We start from the raw sequence: 17,892 nt of genomic DNA, 5'->3' as shown, positions 1-17,892 counted from the left end.
GCCGCCCAACCTGCCGTGAAAAAATAAGCCTGACTCTGCCTGTATGCCGCCCTGCGGCCGAACCGTTTGCCGGTTGGGCCCGGGGCGGCTTTGTTTGGGGGCGGGAATAAAGCTTGAACCAGTGGGGTGCTTCCGTCGGGTAATAAGGTAAGAGGCAAGGGGGATTTGACGATATTGCATTAAAAAACGGTTGTTGGAAAAGGAGAATGAGTATGGGAAATGAAATAGAATTTACAAAATAGGTTTCAGGTTTAGACCTTTATAAAAATAGTCTGTTAACGACATTTGATGCATAAAAATGCGCCATAAGATTTTTAATTGACTAAAATCTTCTTATATTATCGCAAGGTCTTAGGCCGTCTGAAAGATGCTGAAATCAGCTTTCAGACGGCCTTGTCGTAAGATGGGTTTTGATATTGGCGTACTTTTTTAAATACGGATAAAATCCCTGCTAATTATTTATAACAATATTTTTAGGATACACAGTGCTTGCTTTAGATTATTGTCGTCAAAAGGCTGCGGAAAGCCATTCCAGTTTTTTATCCGGTTTTCGTTTTTTATCAGTAGAAAAACGAAATGCGATCACTGTTTTATATGCTTTTTGTCGCGAACTGGATGATGTGGTCGATGGCTGTACCGATCCGAATGTGGCTCAGATTACCTTGAATTGGTGGCGCAGTGATTTGGAGAAAGTATTCAACAATGAGATGCCTGAGCATCCTGTTCATCAAGCTTTAAAAGATATTCGGGCAAGTTTTGATTTGCCGAAGAATGAATTTGAAGCTTTGATTGATGGGATGCAGATGGATTTGGAGCAGGCTCGTTATGGTAGTTTTGATGAATTAAAGCTGTATTGTCACCGTGTTGCCGGAGTTGTGGGGCGTCTTATTGCACGGATTTTAGGTTTTTCCAATCCGAAAACTTTGGAATATGCGGACAAAATGGGCTTGGCTTTGCAGTTGACGAATATTATTCGCGATGTGGGCGAAGATGCGCGGCAGGGAAGAATTTATCTGCCGATAGAGGAAATGCAGAAATTTGATGTGCCTGCCAACGTCATTATGCAATGTAAACCGACAGACAATTTTGCGAAATTAATGCAGTTTCAAGTGGATAGGGCGCGTGAAACTTATCGTGAGGCTATGTTGCTTTTGCCGGCTGCGGATAAGAAATCGCAAAAAGTCGGCCTGATTATGGCGGCTATTTATTATGCGCTGTTGAATGAAATTGACCGTGATGGCGCACAAAATGTTTTGACTTACAAAATTGCGATTCCTTCTCCCCGTAAAAAACGTATTGCTTTGAAAACTTGGCTGTTTGGATTTAAACCATGAATACTCAGCGTCCAAAAATTGCTGTAATTGGTGCCGGTTGGGCAGGTTTGTCTGCGGCGGTTTCCCTGATTCATCGAGCTGATATTGCTTTGTTTGAAGCTGGGAGGCAGGCTGGTGGTAGGGCGCGTGCCTTAGCTGGGAAAAATAATGGATTCAGCTTTTTGGATAATGGGCAGCATATTTTGTTGGGCGCGTATCATGGTGTTCAAAATTTGATGCGACATATTGGCGTTCAACCTGAATCAGCCTTTTTACGCCAGCCTTTGCAATGGTACATCCATGAGGGATTGCAGTTTCAGACGGCCTCTCTGCCAGCGCCTTGGTATTTGCTTGTCGGTATCCTGCGTGCGAAAAATCTTTCCTTTTCATTGAGAATCAAATTGCTGTCGGATATGTCGGCATTGCAACGTTGGGCAGGCCATTATAAAACCGATTTGACGGTTGCAAAGTGGTTGAGAACACGAAATGTTCCGCGCAGCCTACTTGGCCAATTTTGGCAACCTTTGGTCTGGGGTGCTTTAAATACGCCGTTAGAACAGGCATCGTTACGCATTTTATGCAATGTATTGAATGATGGTGTGTGGTCTGAAAAGGCGAACAGTGATTATCTTTTGCCCAAGCAGGATTTAGGACGGATCGTAGCCGAACCGGCTTTGGATTTCCTACACAAGCATGGTGCAAAAATACATCTTGAAACCCGTATTACACATTTAAACCATCATATCGATGGCCGAATTGAAATCAATGGCGAAGTATTTGATGCGGTGATTTTGGCTGTTGCGCCATATCATGTTGACGCGCTTTTGCCTGAAGATACACCTGACTATATTCAGACGGCCTATCAATCGTTGCATTACCATGCGATTACTACGGTTTATTTGCGTTATGCCCAAGCAGTCAGATTGCCTGCGCCTTTAACCGGGTTTGCTGATGGTACGGCGCAGTGGGTGCTGCATCGGGGGACGTTGGGTTTGCCGGATAATGAAGTCGCGGTCGTCATCAGCGTTTCCGATTACACCGAGGCTTGGAAGGATAAAGATTTAGCCGAGAAAATTCATGCGGACATCAAGCGGGTTTGTCCGGATTTGGATAAACCCGAAGCCGTACGCATTATTACGGAAAAACGCGCGACTACGGCGGCAACGGTTGATTTTGTACAACCTGATTTCTCATGGCTGCACCATCGCCGTATTTATCCGGCCGGCGATTATCTTCATCCGCGCTATCCGGCAACCTTGGAAGCGGCGGTTCAGTCAGGTTTTGCCGCGGCTGAAAAGCTTATGCTGGATTTGCGGTTTGAATAAACTGAGGCCGTCTGAATGTTCAGACGGCCTTTTTGACTTTACAAAACTTACCAAGCCGATACAATATCCGAAACCATAAAGTTCAAGGAAAAGTCATGACGACATTAGCGGACAAAACCATCTTGGTTACCGGCGCATCCCAAGGCTTGGGCGAGCAGGTTGCCAAAGCCTATGCGGCGGCCGGAGCGACTGTCATTTTGGTAGCGCGTCATCAAAAGCGTTTGGAAAAAGTATATGATGCCATTGTGGCTGCGGGCAGCCCAGAACCGTTTGCCATCTGCTTTGATTTGATGAGCGCTGAGGAAAAAGAATTTAAACAGTTCGCGGAAACCATTGATGAAGCTACCGGCGGAAAATTGGATGGCGTGGTGCATTGCGCCAGCTATTTCTATGCTTTGTCGCCGTTGGATTTCCAAACCGTATCGGAATGGGTCAACCAATACCGCATCAATACCGTTGCGCCTATGGGCCTGACCCGTGCGCTATTCCCATTGTTGAAGCAATCCGAAGACGCTTCTGTGATTTTTGTCGGCGAAAGCCACGGCGAAAAACCGCAAGCCTATTGGGGCGGTTTCGGAGCTTCTAAAGCCGCGCTTAATTATCTGTGTAAAGTGGCTGCGGACGAGTGGGAACGTTTTGACAACCTGCGTGCCAATGTTTTGGTGCCGGGTGCTATCAATTCGCCGCAACGTATCAAATCTCATCCGGGCGAATCGAAAAGCGAACGTAAAAACTACGAAGATGTCCTGCCGCAATTTATTTGGTGGGCAAGCCGAGAGAGCAGAGGGCGGACAGGCGAAATCGTCTATCTGTAAATCTACCTGCTCAGAGTGGTTTGAGAACATGAGGCCGTCTGAAATCTATATTTTCAGACGGCTTTTAACTTATTGAGTTTTATATCTAAATAATGGTGTAGGTTTGATGTGCTAATAGGCAACCGTCGGGCTGGCACAAAATTAGATGTGGTAATCTAAGTTATAGTTATATTGGATAAATATGACGGAATTTGACTTTATCAGACAATATTTGCAGCGACAAAAATCGGAAGGTTTGATTTTGGGCATAGGTGACGATGCCGCCATTATTCGCCCAAGTAATGGATTTGATTTATGTTTTAGCGCTGATATGTTGGTTAAGGGTAGACATTTTTTTGAAGATGTTTCGCCTGAAGATTTGGCATGGAAAATGCTTGCAGTAAATTTGTCCGATATGGCCGCTATGGGTGCCAAGCCGCGTTGGGTGTTACTCAGTGCCGCGTTGCCTGAATTGAATCAAGACTGGCTGACACGTTTTTGCGACAGCTTTTTTGTTTTGGCCGCGCGTTTTGATACGGTGTTGATTGGTGGCGATACCACCAAAGGCGATTTGGTCTTTAATGTAACGATAGTGGGCGAAGTGCCGACAGGGCGTGCCCTGCGGCGTGATGCGGCCGAAGTCGGCGACGATATTTGGGTCTCGGGCCGCTTGGGTTTGGCTGCCGCTGCTTTGAACCAACATCTGGGGCATTATCAATTGCCGTCTGAAATCATGGCGGTTTGCGATGATAAATTGCTCCGTCCGGAGCCGCGCGTTTCATTGGGGCTGGCATTGCTGCCGTTTGCCCATGCCGCGCAAGATGTTTCAGACGGCCTGGCTCAAGATGTGGGGCATATTTTGAAAGCCTCTGCTGTCGGGGCGGAAATCTTTGCCGATTGTGTGCCGTCGTTGCCTGAATTGAAAAACGTATTGTCGCGCGAACAATGGTTGTCGGCAGTATTGGCTGGCGGCGATGACTACGAACTGATTTTTACTGCCGCTCCAGAAGACAGGGAACGTGTTTGTCAGGCGGCGGAACAAAGTGGCGTACCGGTCGCCCGAATTGGTAAAATGACTGACTCAGGCCGTCTGAATATTTTAGATGCCGAAGGCGGCGTATTGGAACTGACTTCTTTAGGATTTGATCATTTTGGCTGAACGTAAACCTACTTTTTCTTGGCTGTTGCACAAACCATTGTGTTTTTTAGGATTCGGTTTCGGCAGCGGCTTATCGCCGGTTGCGCCGGGTACGGCAGGGACGCTGGCCGCGTTACCTCTGGCTTTTGTATTGTGCCTGTTGGGCATAGACGGCTGGATATTGCTTTTATTGTGTATCGCCTTGTTTTTCTGGGGCATCCGCATTTGCGGTTATACCGAGAGGGAACTGGGCATTCAGGATTACGGCGGTATCGTTTGGGATGAAATTGTCGCGATGCTGCTGGTGCTGTCGCTGATTCCGTTTAAATGGAGCTGGTGGCTGGCGGCTTTTGTTATTTTCCGCTTGTTTGATGCGTTAAAACCCTGGCCGATCAAATGGTTTGACCAGCGGATTCATGGAGGTTTGGGCATTATGCTTGATGATTTGATTGCGGCTGTGATGACTTTATTGGTCTTGGGGCTGTTTCATTGGATTGCGTGATGTGTTTTAAGTGTTTCGACCCTTTGCAAAAATAGGGCGGACACGCCGGAATTATCCGGTTTTAAATAAAATAAATATACGGGTGAACAATTATGAACGAAATCGAGATTAACGTGGAGCCGCGTTATATGGCCGGCCAAAGCGACGTCTACCGCGACCGCTACGCCTTCAATTATCTGATTACCATCTGCAACCGCAGCGATGAAATCATTACTTTGCGTCAGCGTTTTTGGGAAATCACCGACGGACACGGTGAGACAGAGCAAGTCGGCCATGCCGGCCTGATTGAAGAGCAACCTGTTTTGTACCCAGGCGAAGCCTATGAGTACAACAGCGGCTCGCAAATCAGCACGCCTTGGGGCAGTATCGAAGGCGCGTATGAGTTTGAAGACAGCATCGGCAAACGTTTCGTTATCGGGGTGCCGAAGCTTGAATTCAAAGCAGGCTTTACGTTGCAATAGGCCGTCTGAAAAATGAAAAACCGGAACATGGGAAATGTTCCGGTTTCGTTTTTTCAGACGGCCTTATTATTCTTTGCAAGGCTGTACCAATACCCACGGAGCTACGACAACCGCCCACATTTCTTGCTTATCCGCTAAAAATGTGCGCGCCATATCATCGCTGATGGCACCGAATTTGCCTTGTTCCATCCATTGTTTCAATGGCGCGGCTTCATCTTCGGCAACATGGCGGGCGACGGCAATCAAATCCAAATCGGGCGCAACATAGACGGCGGCACCGCGTGCGAAGTGGGGTTGTAGCTCTTCCCATGAAATGCGGGCGGTTTCGGTATTGAGTTTTTCGTTTAAGAGTGGAATAGACATAGGATAATCATCAAATAAAAAATGGATTGTAACCGATATTCGGCCTTTTGCCCGATGCCGTCTGAAAACGAAAGAAATTTACAGGGTTAACGTTATACAGTATCATTTTAATGTTTTAATTTTCTTTCAGACGGCCTGTTGCCCGTATTCGGGCAAGGGCGGTTTTAGGCTTATGAATTCTGTATTGTTGACCGGATTGCTGCAAAGGCTGCTGATTGCGCTTGTCGCATTGGCGGCGTTGTGGGCTGTATATTTTTGGGCGGTATTGCCATGAGTATCGTGGTGGAAAATCTGACGGTCAGCTATCAGCGCAGGCCGGTGGTGCACCATGTCGATATGGTGTTTGAAGATGGCAAGATGTGGACGATTTTCGGGCCGAACGGCGCGGGCAAATCGACCCTGCTCAAAGCCATTATGGGTTTGCAGAAGACGGATACGGGCAGCGTGCGCTATGAAAATATGGCGCGCAAGGACATTGCCTATCTGCCGCAGCAGTCGGATATTGACCGCAGCCAGCCGATGACGGTGTTTGAACTGGCGGCGATGGGGCTGTGGTATGAAATCGGCTTTTTCGGACGTGTGAACGCAGCGCAGAAAAAGCGCGTGATGGCGGCTTTGGAGCGCGTGGAAATGCAGGATTTTGCCACGCGCCAAATCGCGCACTTGTCCAATGGCCAATTCCAACGCGTATTGTTTGCGCGGATGCTGGTGCAGGATGCCAAATTTTTGCTGCTGGACGAACCGTTTAACGCGGTGGATGCACGGACGACTTATGCGCTGTTGGAGGTTTTGCGCCAGTGCCATCAGGACGGTCAGGCGGTGATTGCCGTGTTGCATGATTACGAGCAGGTGCGGGCATATTTTGCTAACACGCTGCTTTTGGCGCGTGAAAAAGTGGCTGCCGGTGCGACGGAAAATGTGTTGACCGATGAATTTTTGGCACAGGCTAACCGAATGATGCAGAAGCAGGAAGCGGCCGATTGGTGCGCGGTTTAATGGACAAGGCCGTCTGAAAGTAAGTGTTTTTCAGACGGCCTCAGGCTTTCAGAGATTAATAAAAAAGCGATAAAACATGGATTTATATGATTTGGTCGTCGCGCCGTTCGTCGAATTCGACTTTATGCGCTATGCCCTGGCATCGATTTTCTGCCTGGCATTGAGCGCGGCGCCTGTCGGTGTGTTTTTGGTGATGCGCCGCATGAGTTTGGTGGGCGATGCCTTGAGCCATGCGGTTTTGCCCGGTGCGGCCATTGGCTATATGTTTGCCGGTTTGAGTTTGCCTGCGATGAGCGTTGGCGGTTTTGCAGCCGGTTTGCTGATGGCTTTGTTGGCCGGTTTGGTCAGCCGGTTTACTTCATTGAAAGAAGACGCGAACTTTGCCGCATTTTATTTGAGCAGCCTTGCCATCGGCGTGGTTTTGGTCAGCAAAAACGGCAGCAGCGTCGATTTGCTGCATTTGCTGTTTGGCTCGGTGTTGGCGGTGGATATTCCGGCTTTGCAGCTGATTGCCGTTTCTGCGAGCGTCACTATTTTGCTGATGGCTGTGATGTTCCGCCCGCTGGTGTTGGAAAGCATAGACCCTTTGTTCCTCAAGGCTGTCGGCGGTAAGGGCGGCTTTTGGCATGTGTTGTTTTTGGTGCTGGTCGTGATGAATCTGGTTGCCGGTTTTCAGGCATTGGGTACGCTGATGTCAGTCGGCTTGATGATGTTGCCGGCGATTACTGCCAGACTATGGGCGAAAAGCATGGGTTGGCTGATGATTTTGTCGGTTGCATTGGCTTTGCTTTGCGGCTTGGCAGGACTGTTGTTTTCCTACCATATCGAAATCCCGTCCGGTCCGGCGATTATTTTATGCTGCGGCACGCTTTACCTGATTTCCGTCGTGTTTGGTTGGGAAGGCGGCATTTTGGCAAAATGGTTGCGCCGCAAGAAACACCGTACGGCATGATTTTTCAGACGGCCGCTTGAATAATCAGGCGGTCTGTTTTATGATGATGTTAATGTTACGTTATATCAATGGAGAGAATATGAAACATTGGAAACTTGGCATCGTTGCCGCATTATTGACCGGTGCCGCTTATGCTGCTCCGTTGCCTGTTGTGACCAGCTTCAGCATTTTGGGCGACGTGGCCAAACAGATTGGCGGCGACCGCGTGGCCGTTCAAAGCTTGGTGGGCGCCAACCAAGACAGCCATGCCTACCACATGACCAGCGGCGACATCAAAAAAATCCGCAGCGCAAAATTGGTATTGCTCAACGGCTTGGGCTTGGAAGCCGCCGATGTGCAACGCGCAGTCAAACAGAGCAAAGTGCCTTTCGCTGAAGCGACCAAAGGCATTCAGGCTTTGAAAGCAGAAGAGGGCGGCCATCATCATGACCACGATCATGAAGGCCATCATCACGATCACGGCGAATTTGACCCGCACGTTTGGACCGACCCCGTCCTGATGGGTACTTATGCGCAAAACGTTGCCAATGCGCTGATTCAAGCCGATCCTGAAGGCAAAACCTACTATCAGCAACGTTTGGGCAACTATCAAATGCAGCTGAAAAAATTGCACAGCGATGCGCAGGCTGCCTTTAATGCCGTACCTGCCGCCAAGCGTAAAGTTTTGACCGGACACGATGCATTCACATACATGGGCAAACGCTACAATATTGAATTCATCGCCCCTCAAGGCGTGAGCAGCGAAGCCGAGCCGTCTGCCAAACAAGTGGCTTCCATTATCCGTCAAATCAAACGCGAGGGCATTAAAGCCGTCTTTACCGAAAACATCAAAGACACGCGCATGATTGACCGTATCGCCAAAGAAACCGGCGTCAACGTCAGCGGACGTTTGTATTCCGATGCATTGGGTGGCGCACCGGCCAACAGCTACATCGGCATGTACCGCTACAATGTCAAAGTTTTGACCGATGCCATGAAAAAATAAAACGGTTTCAAGATAAAGGCCGTCTGAAACTTGGAAACAAGGTTTCAGACGGCCTTTTATATGCTTATTTTTGAAATAAATCGTCAAATTTAAAATATAAAAATTAGTTTTGTGCTATTAAAAGCTTAATTATCAAAAATTCATGCCAATTTGCTTGATAAGTACGCACCATCCGTGCGAATTGCTTATCGGCGGTCTGCCGGCCACTCACGGCTTGACTTCACCCTGTTACAATTCGGCATCTTCACGTTTCTTAATATTACATCATGAGCAACCATTCGTCTTGGTCATCCAAAATCGGCTTTGTGCTTGCTGCGGCAGGCTCGGCCATCGGTTTGGGTGCAATTTGGAAATTCCCTTATACGGCTGGTACCAACGGCGGCGCCGTATTCTTTCTTTTGTTTTTGATTTTCACCATTTTGGTGGCTTTGCCGGTTCAACTGGCCGAGTTTTACATCGGCCGTACAGGCGGCAAAAACGCCATTGATTCCTTTAAAGTATTGCGCCCGGGTTCGCAGTGGCCGTGGGTCGGCCGCATGGGTGTGGCCGCGTGTTTTATTTTGCTGTCGTTTTACAGCGTGGTCGGCGGCTGGGTATTGAACTACGTCGTGCACAGCTTTACCGGTGAAATTCATGCCGGCGCAGACTTTGAAGCCTTGTTCGGCAACACGATTTCTTCACCGTTTGGTTCGCTGTTTTACCAAGGCTTGTTCATGCTGATTACCATTTGGGTGGTTAAAGGCGGCATTTCAGACGGCATTGAAAAGGCAAACCGCGTGTTGATGCCGGGTTTATTTATCCTCTTTATCGCACTGGCCGTTCGTTCGCTGACCTTGCCCGGCGCAATGGAGGGCGTGGCATTCTTGTTGAAACCGGATTGGTCGTATTTGAAACCGGGCACGATGCTGACTGCTTTGGGTCAGGCATTTTTTGCCTTGAGTATCGGCGTGTCTGCGATGATTACCTATGCTTCGTATTTGGGTAAGGATCAGGATATGTTCCGCTCCGGCCATACGATTATGTGGATGAACCTGTTTGTATCATTGCTGGCCGGTTTGGTGATTTTCCCTGCGGTATTTGCCTTCGGTTTTGAGCCCGGCCAAGGCCCCGGCCTGATTTTTGTCGTGTTGCCTGCGGTTTTCATGAAAATGCCGATGGGTACGTATTTGTTTGCCGTATTCATGCTGTTGGTTGTTTTTGCAACGCTGACTTCCGCGTTTTCCATGCTGGAAACCGTGATCGCGGCAACCATCCGCCAAGACGAGAAAAAGCGCAGCAGCCACACTTGGATAATCGGTATTGCGATTTTCATAGTCGGTATTCCTTCGGCGCTGTCTTTCGGCGTATGGAGCGACTTTAAAATTTTCGGTAAAACCATTTTTGACTTGTGGGATTTCATCATTTCCGCCGTCATTATGCCGATCGGTGCTTTGAGCGTTGCCGTGTTTACGTCATGGATTCAGGACAAACAGTCCGTCCTGCGCGATGCGGGCATGGGCAGTACCGTGCCGAAACAGCTGCTTTACCTGTGGCTGGGTGCGCTTCGCTATCTTGCGCCGATTGCGATTGTTGTGGTGTTCATCAACTCTTTGGGTTTGATTTAAACCGATAGTGGGCAGACAGTCCGGCGAAGCAATGCAACTTCGGGCTGTTTGTTTAAAACATCATGAAAAATATTAAGGCCGTCTGAACATTTTTCAGACGGCCTTTTTATAGATGCGCGAGGTTGATTAGAACTTCGCTTGCAGTCTCAGCCATGCAGTACGGCCGGGTTCGTTGACGCGCAAGGTTTGGGTACCGGCAGAAGGGTCGCCGCCGCGGCTGACGAATTCGGCATAGGTTTTGTTGAACACGTTGTCCACGCCGCCTTGCAATGTGGCGTATTTGCTGAATTTCCAACCAGCGTTAAGCGAGAGTACGCCAAAGCCTGAAGAAGCGCCGATGTCTTGGCCGACGATATTGCCTTGTCCTTTGCTGTAACGGTTTTGTTTGGCCACGACGCGCCACAATGCGCCTGCGCTGAATTTGCCGTTGTCAAAGGCAAGGGTGTTGTTCCACTCGAGCGGCGGCGTTTGTGCCAAAGGTTTGCCGTCGGTACGGTTTTTGCCGTGAGTGTAGGCGAGGCTGGTGCCGACTTCCCAGTTAGGCGCAAATGTCCATTTGACTTCGGCTTCGCCGCCAAAGCGTGAAGCGTTGATGTTGCGCACGTTGAAAATCTTGTCTTTGCTCTCCATCATGATGAAGTCTTTGATGTCGCTGCCGAATACGGATACGGATGCGTGGAGATTAGGACGTTTCCAGATTACGCCTGCATCGATTTGGCGGTTTTGCTCTGCGCGGATGGCTTTGTTTTCAGAGTGCAGGCGTTCCCAGTAGTCAGGCGCGCGTTCGGCAATGCCGAATCCGGCATAGTATTTCAGACCGTTGTCCGTATTTCTTTCCCAACGCAGGAAGCCTGAGTTCAAATTGAATTTTTGATGTTTCAAAACGGGGTCGGTCACGCGCGCGGTATCGTAATGCGCTTTGACTTGGTCATGGCGCAAACCTGCTACCCAGCGTTGATTGTCGGTTTGCTGCCAAGAGGCTTCGGTGAAGATACCCCATTGTTTGAAACTTTGGTTGGGCATGTAAGGCTTGTGGCTGTAGCCGTCGCCACCACGCTCATGACGCGCGACGTGGACGTCATCCAAATAATCCAAACCGGTTTGCAGATTGAGTTTGTCCCAGTCGAAAGTAGCTTTCAGACGGCCTGTATCGGTATTGCGTTTAGGGTTGTTGGCATTTTTAATCTGCATGCCGGCAGGGTTGCGGATGGTACGCAGGCTGTATGTGTCCATCACGTGGTCGATTTCGCTTTTACCGTAGCGCAGTTCCAATTCGCTGAACCATGGGGTGAGGTTGCGTTGGGTAAAGCGAATATTCCACGCATCACGGTCGAATTTGCTGCCGTCCATCATGCGGTCGGCGTAGGCAACCTTGGCCCTGCTGCGCTCGTATGTGCCGGCAATGGTGGTGTTTTCGGTCGGGGTGATGCCCAGTTGCAGCATTTGGCTGTCGCGTTTGAAGTTGGAGTGAATGCGGTTGCCGTCGCCGTCTTTGTAATCGTCGGCTTCGTTATGGGAGATATTGGTACGGACGTAGCCGTATTTGCCGCCGAATTCGGCTTCCAACGAGCCGTCAAGACGGTCGTTGCTGCCTGCCGTCAGAGTAGCGTTAATGTTGTAAGGTTTTTCAGTGAAATCAGGGTCTTTGCGGATAAATTGCACCGAGCCGCTGACCAATCCCATGCCTTGGGTAACAGTTTGCGGGCCTTTGGTGACGACGACTTTATCAAACGAATTGGGGTGGATATAGGCAGTCGGCGGGTCCATGCGCATACCGCAACCACCATAAATAAATTGGTCGTCGGCATTGACGGAGAGGCGCGAGCCGCCCAAACCGCGGAACAGCGGATCGCCCGAGCTGCCGCCTTTGCGGATGATGCTCATGTTGGGCACGGATTGTAAAAGGTCTGCCCCGTCTCCGGCAGGGAGGGGTTGCAAAGCAGCTTTGGGGTTGAAAGTAACGCGATTGGCTTTTTGTTGTTGTGTGCCGGTGACGGTGACAGGGGAAAGAGTAACCGTTTCTTCAGGTGTAGGATCGGTATCTGCCCATGCTTGGGATACGGCTAAGGCAATGGGTAAGATAAGTAATGGTGGGTATTTCATATTGTTTCTCTCTATTATTAGGAATTATGTATAACTAATACCTAAGTATTATACATAAAGTCTAGTGAAATAGAAGCAGTGGGATTTTAATCTAAATCAATATTTTCAGATTTTGGGCGTATAGGTTGTTTATTAAGATTGGTCATACCAAAATATTGATTTGAAGGCATTGGTGAGGTTACGTGATAAAAATGAATGTGTTTGAATTAAACTGCTTGCGATGGGGAGAATGGCATTTCTTGACGAAAAAATAGGGGATTGATTAGAATGGGCGGCCAATTGGTCAATCCAATTTATGGCCGTCTGAATAAAACTGTCCTTCAATCATCAGGAATACAACATGACGAAATTGGTTCGTCCGCAAAAAATCAGCGATCAGGTTTTAGCCGTTTTGGAAGAACGTATCGCGACCGGCATTTATGAAGAAGGCAGTAAATTGCCTCCCGAACGTACGCTTGCGGAAGAATTCGGCGTGTCGCGTCCGTCGGTCAGGGTGGCATTGAATATCTTGATTGCCAAGCAGGTTTTGGAAGCGCGGCAGGGCGATGGCTATTATGTTTCCGTCAAGCCGCAGCAGGATTTTTTACAAAGCTGGCAGGAGTTGCTCGGCAAACATAGCAATTGGGAGACAGACGTTTTCGATTTCAGCTGTCACATTGAAGGCTGTATGGCGGCGCTGGCCGCCGAAAGACGGACTGATGCTGATTTGAAACGTATTGACTTCTGGCGGCAGAAGTTTGAAACGGCCTGCGAAAGCGGAAATTTGGAGCATCAAGCCGAAGCAGACGTTAGCTTTCATCAAACCATTGCCGATGCCGCACACAATATCCTATTCAGTCATCTTTCCAGCAGCCTGCTCAAAATGCTTTATCAGCAAACACGCAGCGGCATTATCTATATCCATCAAACCGAAGACCCGCGCCCGACGCTGATTGCCCAGCACCGCACTATTTTTGAAGCCATTGCCCAGGCCAAACCGGCCGAGGCGGCGGAAGCGGCCAAACTGCATTTGAATTATGTCGCCCGCCGCATTTTGCAGGACAGGGAATATCAAAGCCGCAGCGAGCATGCGGACGTATTGGCGCAAAATGATTTGAAACGGGTAGATTGGTAGCGTTTTAAAATAATCAGGCCGTCTGAATTTTTCAGACGGCCTGATTTTGCAAATAAGGTCTTTTAGTGCCACAATCTTCCTCATTCTGTCTAAAAACAAAGGAAGCACCATGTACCGTCATGTCGAGTATTATCCGGGCGATCCGATTTTGAGTTTGGTTGAAACCTTCAAACGCGACGAGCGTCCTGAAAAAGTCAATTTGAGCATCGGCATTTATTTTGATGGCGAAGGCAAAATGCCGGTTTTGGAATCTGTCCGCCGGGCAGAAACAGAGCGTGCGGCTGTACCGCGACCATCGCCTTATCTGCCGATGGAAGGTTTGGACACTTATCGAAGCGCGGTTCAGCGTTTGCTGTTTGGGCAGGATAATCCGGCGCTGGCGGAAGGGCGCGTTGCAACCATACAGACTTTGGGCGGTTCAGGGGCGTTGAAAGTCGGTGCCGACTTTTTGCACCGTTGGTTCCCTGAAGCGAAAGCCTATGTCAGCGACCCGACTTGGGACAACCATAAAGGTATTTTTGAAGGCGCCGGTTTTGAAGTGGGGACGTATCCTTATTACAACCCTGAAACAGTCGGCGTGAAATTTGAAGAAATGACTGCGTTTTTCAAAACCTTGCCGGAAAACAGCGTCTTGATTTTGCACCCATGCTGTCAAAACCCGACCGGCGTCGATATGTCGCAAGCGCAATGGGATGAAGTGTTGGACATTATCAAAACGCACAAGCTGATTCCGTTTATGGACATTGCCTATCAAGGTTTCGGCGAGGATTTGGACAGCGATGCCTATGCAATCCGTAAAGCCGTCGAAATGGGCCTGCCTTTGTTTGTCAGCAATTCTTTTTCGAAAAACCTGTCGCTGTACGGCGAGCGCGTCGGCGGTTTGAGCGCAGTGTGTCCCAATAAGGAAGAAGCAGAGCTGGTGTTCGGACAGTTAAAATTTACCGTCCGCCGTATTTATTCTAGCCCTGCCGCGCATGGCGCATACATCGCTTCCGATGTGATGAACAGCGAGGAGTTGCGTGCTTTGTGGGAAAACGAGGTTTACGCCATGCGCGACCGCATCCGTGCCATGCGTCAGAAACTTTATGATGTTTTGACGGCCAAAATCCCCAATCGCGATTTCAGCTATTTCATCAAACAGCGCGGCATGTTCAGCTATACAGGCCTGACCGTAGAGCAGGTACACCGTCTGCGTGACGAGTTTGCCGTTTATCTGCTGGATTCGGGCAGGATGTGTGTGGCGGGATTGAATGCATCGAATATCGATTATGTGGCCGAAGCATTTGCCAAAGTGTTGCAATAGCCGTTTAATCTGAAATTGAATGTAGTTTTATTTGAAGTAAATCAAAAGGCCGTCTGAAAAATTTTCATCTTTCAGACGGCCTCTTTATAATTGGCGCACCCAACAGGGATCGAACCTGTGACCTCCAGCTTCGGAAACTGACACTCTTCCAACTGAGCTATGGGTGCGAGAGCCGTAAGGTTAACGCATATTAGCGCCGTTGGCAAAGTTTATCTTGAAAGTGTCAGAAAGTGGCATTGGCGGTCACGCTTTTGCATGGGTAGAATATTCAAATAACTACAAAGGTTTACAAGAATCAGACGGCCTTTTTGAGGATTTTTGCGTATCTTTTTCTCAAGATGGATTGGAAAGCCTTTGCGAATTCAGTATAATCCAGCAAAATATTGTTAACTGCGTTTAACACATAAACTATAACTTACAGCACAACCTAACCTAACGGCGAGGCCTACCAAATGAAACAACTCCGCGACCACAAAGCCCAAGGCTCTGCATTGTTCACCCTTGTGAGCGGTATCGTTATTGTCATTGCAGTGATTTACTTCCTGATCAAACTGGCGGGAAGCGGTTCATTCGGCGATGTTGCCGAAACAACCGAAGCTGCGACTCAAACCCGTATCCAGCCAGTCGGCCAACTGAAATTGGGCGACGGTATTCCAGTCGGCGAGCGTCAAGGCGATCAGATTTTCAACAAAATCTGTATTCAATGTCACGCGGCGGACAGCATCGTTCCCAAAGCGCCTAAATTTGAAAACAAAGGCGATTGGGCGCCTCGCATTGCACAAGGTTTCGATACCTTGTTCCAACACGCTCTGAACGGTTTCAACGCAATGCCTGCCAAAGGCGGTGCGGCTGACCTGACCGATCAAGAATTGAAACGCGTGATTACTTATATGGCCAACAAAGCCGGCGGTACTTTCCCTGATCCTGATGCCGCAGCTCCTGCCGATGCAGCCGCTTCCGGCGAAGCCGCTTCAGCTCCGGCGGCTGAAGGTGCAGCTCCTGCAGAAGCCCCTAAAGCAGATGCGGCCAAAGCAGATGACAAAGGTGCAGCAGCTCCGGCAGCCGGCGGCGCAGACGGCAAAAAAGTTTACGAAGCCAACTGCCAAGCATGTCACGGCGGTGCAGTTCCAGGTGTTCCTCATGTAGGTAAAAAAGAAGACTGGGCTCCTCGTATCAAACAAGGTAAAGACACCCTGCACAAACACGCACTCGAAGGCTTTAACGCAATGCCTGCCAAAGGCGGTAACGGTAGCCTGAGCGATGATGAAGTGAAAGCTGCAGTTGATTACATGGCTAATCAGTCTGGTGCTAAATTCTAAGATTTGATTTTGAATCTCGAATAGGAAGCGCATTCTGCAAAAGGATGCGCTTTTTTCGTGCAGGAAATCCGGATCTTGCTATAATACTGAAGTAGTAAATTATTCTCATGATCAAGGGTCGTCTGAAAGATTCAGACGGCCTTCGAATACAATCAAGATTCTTTTAAAGAAGTTCAACCATATTCACATACGACAAAACAATCACGGAGTTATCTCATGGCAAAAAAATATTTCGGTACTGACGGTGTGCGCGGCGAAGTCGGTCAGTTTCCTATTAATCCTGATTTTGTCCTGAAATTAGGCTATGCGGCAGGTCAGGTTTTGGTGCAGCACGAAGGCGAAATCAAACCAACCGTCTTGATCGGTAAAGACACGCGTATTTCAGGCTATATGTTGGAAGCCGCGCTGATTGCCGGTTTTACCGCCGCCGGTGTTAATGTTATTCAAACCGGCCCTCTGCCGACTCCGGGCGTGGCGTATTTGACCCGTGCTTTGCGTTTGTCTGCCGGCGTGATGATTTCTGCTTCCCATAATGTTTATTCCGATAACGGCATTAAATTCTTTGCCGAAGGCGGTGTGAAGCTGAGCGATGAAATCGAGTTGGAAATCGAAGCCAAAATCGATGAGGAAATGAAAACCCAGCCCTCCAGCCGTCTTGGCCGCGCGCGCCGGATTAATGGTGCGGATGACCGCTATATCGAGTTCTGTAAATCCACTTTCCCAAGTCATTTGGACTTGCGCGGTCTGAAATTGGTGGTCGATACCGCCAATGGTGCAGGCTATGCGGTTGCGCCTAAAGTATTCCATGAATTGGGTGCGCAAGTGGTCAGTATCGGTAATGAGCCAAACGGCTACAACATCAATGAAAAATGCGGTGCGACCCATCCGAAAGCTTTGCAAGCTGCTGTGTTGCAAAATGAAGCCGATTACGGCATTGCCTTGGATGGCGACGGTGACCGTTTGATGATGGTTGACCGCAATGGCAAAGTGTATGACGGCGACAGCTTGATTTATGTGATTGCCAAAGCACGCGCGCACGAAGGCGTGGAAATCGGCGGCGTGGTGGGTACGGTAATGACCAATATGGCGATGGAAGTTGCTTTGAAAGAGCAGGGCGTTGATTTCTGCCGCGCCAAAGTGGGCGACCGCTATGTGTTGGAACAGCTCCATCAACGCGGTTGGCTGATTGGCGGCGAAGCCAGCGGTCATATTTTGTGCATGGACAAACACAATACCGGCGACGGCATTATTTCCGCGCTGCAAGTTTTGGCCGCATTGCAAACCTTGAATCAAGACCTTGCCACCGTTTGCGCCGATTGGCAGCCGTATCCGCAAACCATGATTAACGTCCGCATCAAAAAAGGCCAAAACTGGCAGGATGCTTCCAAAGAGGCTTTGGCTGAAGTGGAAAAAGAACTCGAAGGCAAAGGCCGCGTGGTCTTGCGTGCATCCGGTACTGAGCCTGTCGTGCGTGTGATGGTGGAAGCCAAACAGGCGGATTGGGCGAAAAAAGGCGCAGAAAAAATTGCCGCTGCCATTCAAGGTCAAAAGTAACAGTGTGTTTGATGTTGAATTGAACTAAATAAAAGGCCGTCTGTTGTTCAGACGGCCTTTGTGTTT

At 49.1% G+C, this 17,892-nt stretch carries 16 protein-coding genes and 1 tRNA gene; 14 read left to right on the top strand and 3 right to left on the bottom strand.

Translation table 11 applies throughout. The features are described 5' to 3' along the window. The first annotated feature begins 485 nt into the window (after nt 1–485). The 6 genes from hpnD (at nt 486) to apaG (ending at nt 5,533) form a co-directional block, all read left to right on the top strand. Complete coding sequence (gene hpnD / locus ACTHUF_RS07770; protein WP_295697909.1) at nt 486–1,334, top strand: presqualene diphosphate synthase HpnD; 849 nt, start codon at nt 486–488, stop codon at nt 1,332–1,334. After that, nucleotides 1,331–2,638, top strand: coding sequence for a hydroxysqualene dehydroxylase HpnE (gene hpnE / locus ACTHUF_RS07765; RefSeq protein ID WP_440407440.1), 1,308 nt, complete (start codon nt 1,331–1,333; stop codon nt 2,636–2,638). Before hpnD ends, hpnE begins: the two co-directional genes overlap by 4 nt. 95 nt (nt 2,639–2,733) lie before the next feature. Continuing rightward, nucleotides 2,734–3,453: an SDR family oxidoreductase gene (locus ACTHUF_RS07760; RefSeq protein ID WP_003747583.1), complete on the top strand. Its 720-nt coding sequence runs from the start codon at nt 2,734–2,736 to the stop codon at nt 3,451–3,453. A 181-nt stretch (nt 3,454–3,634) separates the two neighbouring features. Continuing rightward, complete coding sequence (thiL, locus tag ACTHUF_RS07755; RefSeq protein WP_315094486.1) at nt 3,635–4,591, top strand: thiamine-phosphate kinase; 957 nt, start codon at nt 3,635–3,637, stop codon at nt 4,589–4,591. Further along, the gene (locus ACTHUF_RS07750; protein WP_314595604.1) at nt 4,584–5,072 is read left to right on the top strand and encodes a phosphatidylglycerophosphatase A; all 489 of its coding nucleotides are present in this window, start codon (nt 4,584–4,586) and stop codon (nt 5,070–5,072) included. The genes thiL and ACTHUF_RS07750 overlap by 8 nt, the downstream gene beginning before the upstream one ends. A gap of 92 nt (nt 5,073–5,164) precedes the next feature. Continuing rightward, a complete protein-coding gene (apaG, locus tag ACTHUF_RS07745; RefSeq protein WP_003682575.1) occupies nt 5,165–5,533 on the top strand; it encodes a Co2+/Mg2+ efflux protein ApaG in 369 nt (122 codons plus the stop codon). 66 nt (nt 5,534–5,599) lie between these two features. Here the strand turns inward: apaG and ACTHUF_RS07740 are convergent, their stop codons facing one another. Continuing rightward, nucleotides 5,600–5,896: a DUF2288 domain-containing protein gene (locus ACTHUF_RS07740; protein ID WP_315094489.1), complete on the bottom strand. Its 297-nt coding sequence runs from the start codon at nt 5,894–5,896 to the stop codon at nt 5,600–5,602. A 270-nt stretch (nt 5,897–6,166) separates the two neighbouring features. Here ACTHUF_RS07740 and ACTHUF_RS07735 point away from each other — a divergent pair, with 270 nt between their 5' ends. The 4 genes from ACTHUF_RS07735 to ACTHUF_RS07720 all read left to right on the top strand — a co-directional run bounded on the left by ACTHUF_RS07735 (nt 6,167) and on the right by ACTHUF_RS07720 (nt 10,433). Beyond that, nucleotides 6,167–6,892 (top strand): metal ABC transporter ATP-binding protein, encoded by a 726-nt coding sequence (locus ACTHUF_RS07735; RefSeq protein ID WP_188211416.1) that lies wholly within the window; start codon nt 6,167–6,169, stop codon nt 6,890–6,892. Nucleotides 6,893–6,968: 76 nt separating this feature from the next. Beyond that, a complete protein-coding gene (locus ACTHUF_RS07730; protein WP_003747573.1) occupies nt 6,969–7,844 on the top strand; it encodes a metal ABC transporter permease in 876 nt (291 codons plus the stop codon). A gap of 79 nt (nt 7,845–7,923) precedes the next feature. Continuing rightward, nucleotides 7,924–8,829, top strand: a complete 906-nt coding sequence (locus tag ACTHUF_RS07725) for a metal ABC transporter solute-binding protein, Zn/Mn family (protein ID WP_049323129.1) — start codon at nt 7,924–7,926, stop codon at nt 8,827–8,829. 266 nt (nt 8,830–9,095) lie between these two features. Further along, nucleotides 9,096–10,433 carry a sodium-dependent transporter gene (locus ACTHUF_RS07720; RefSeq protein WP_315094491.1) on the top strand — a complete coding sequence of 446 codons (1,338 nt, stop codon included), beginning with the start codon at nt 9,096–9,098 and terminating at the stop codon, nt 10,431–10,433. Nucleotides 10,434–10,559: 126 nt separating this feature from the next. On the opposite strand, the gene ACTHUF_RS07715 is transcribed toward ACTHUF_RS07720, so the two are convergent. Continuing rightward, nucleotides 10,560–12,536, bottom strand: a complete 1,977-nt coding sequence (locus ACTHUF_RS07715; protein ID WP_315094493.1) for a TonB-dependent copper receptor — start codon at nt 12,534–12,536, stop codon at nt 10,560–10,562. A 340-nt stretch (nt 12,537–12,876) separates the two neighbouring features. On the opposite strand from ACTHUF_RS07715, the gene ACTHUF_RS07710 reads away from it, so the two are divergent. Both ACTHUF_RS07710 and ACTHUF_RS07705 read left to right on the top strand, forming a co-directional pair. Then, on the top strand, nt 12,877–13,650 hold the full coding sequence (locus ACTHUF_RS07710; protein ID WP_315094495.1) for a FadR/GntR family transcriptional regulator: 774 nt from the start codon (nt 12,877–12,879) through the stop codon (nt 13,648–13,650). Between the two features lie 109 nt (nt 13,651–13,759). After that, nucleotides 13,760–14,953: an amino acid aminotransferase gene (locus tag ACTHUF_RS07705; protein WP_315094497.1), complete on the top strand. Its 1,194-nt coding sequence runs from the start codon at nt 13,760–13,762 to the stop codon at nt 14,951–14,953. A 91-nt stretch (nt 14,954–15,044) separates the two neighbouring features. Here the strand turns inward: ACTHUF_RS07705 and ACTHUF_RS07700 are convergent. Further along, nucleotides 15,045–15,120: transfer RNA gene (locus tag ACTHUF_RS07700), tRNA-Arg, on the bottom strand. Between the two features lie 285 nt (nt 15,121–15,405). Between ACTHUF_RS07700 and ACTHUF_RS07695 the strand changes: the two genes are divergently transcribed. Together ACTHUF_RS07695 and glmM are read left to right on the top strand one after the other, a co-directional pair. Continuing rightward, complete coding sequence (locus tag ACTHUF_RS07695) at nt 15,406–16,272, top strand: c-type cytochrome (RefSeq protein ID WP_049323135.1); 867 nt, start codon at nt 15,406–15,408, stop codon at nt 16,270–16,272. A gap of 216 nt (nt 16,273–16,488) precedes the next feature. Continuing rightward, a complete protein-coding gene (gene glmM, locus ACTHUF_RS07690; protein ID WP_003747557.1) occupies nt 16,489–17,826 on the top strand; it encodes a phosphoglucosamine mutase in 1,338 nt (445 codons plus the stop codon). Nucleotides 17,827–17,892: the final 66 nt, after the last annotated feature.

Source organism: Neisseria sp. P0024.S006, from assembly GCF_051956595.1.
Lineage (GTDB): Bacteria > Pseudomonadota > Gammaproteobacteria > Burkholderiales > Neisseriaceae > Neisseria.
The sequence above is the reverse complement of the archived record's forward strand: the minus strand, read 5'-3'. Positions and strand labels throughout refer to the sequence as shown.

Coding starts and splice junctions, on each gene's coding strand:
- hpnE (WP_440407440.1), top strand. CDS start 1,331: ATGAATACTCAGCGTCCAAAAATTGCTGTAATTGGTGCCGGTTGGGCA.
- ACTHUF_RS07705 (WP_315094497.1), top strand. CDS start 13,760: ATGTACCGTCATGTCGAGTATTATCCGGGCGATCCGATTTTGAGTTTG.
- ACTHUF_RS07740 (WP_315094489.1), bottom strand. CDS start 5,896: ATGTCTATTCCACTCTTAAACGAAAAACTCAATACCGAAACCGCCCGC.
- ACTHUF_RS07725 (WP_049323129.1), top strand. CDS start 7,924: ATGAAACATTGGAAACTTGGCATCGTTGCCGCATTATTGACCGGTGCC.
- ACTHUF_RS07710 (WP_315094495.1), top strand. CDS start 12,877: ATGACGAAATTGGTTCGTCCGCAAAAAATCAGCGATCAGGTTTTAGCC.
- ACTHUF_RS07720 (WP_315094491.1), top strand. CDS start 9,096: ATGAGCAACCATTCGTCTTGGTCATCCAAAATCGGCTTTGTGCTTGCT.
- ACTHUF_RS07730 (WP_003747573.1), top strand. CDS start 6,969: ATGGATTTATATGATTTGGTCGTCGCGCCGTTCGTCGAATTCGACTTT.
- ACTHUF_RS07760 (WP_003747583.1), top strand. CDS start 2,734: ATGACGACATTAGCGGACAAAACCATCTTGGTTACCGGCGCATCCCAA.
- ACTHUF_RS07735 (WP_188211416.1), top strand. CDS start 6,167: ATGAGTATCGTGGTGGAAAATCTGACGGTCAGCTATCAGCGCAGGCCG.
- glmM (WP_003747557.1), top strand. CDS start 16,489: ATGGCAAAAAAATATTTCGGTACTGACGGTGTGCGCGGCGAAGTCGGT.
- ACTHUF_RS07715 (WP_315094493.1), bottom strand. CDS start 12,536: ATGAAATACCCACCATTACTTATCTTACCCATTGCCTTAGCCGTATCC.
- thiL (WP_315094486.1), top strand. CDS start 3,635: ATGACGGAATTTGACTTTATCAGACAATATTTGCAGCGACAAAAATCG.
- apaG (WP_003682575.1), top strand. CDS start 5,165: ATGAACGAAATCGAGATTAACGTGGAGCCGCGTTATATGGCCGGCCAA.
- ACTHUF_RS07695 (WP_049323135.1), top strand. CDS start 15,406: ATGAAACAACTCCGCGACCACAAAGCCCAAGGCTCTGCATTGTTCACC.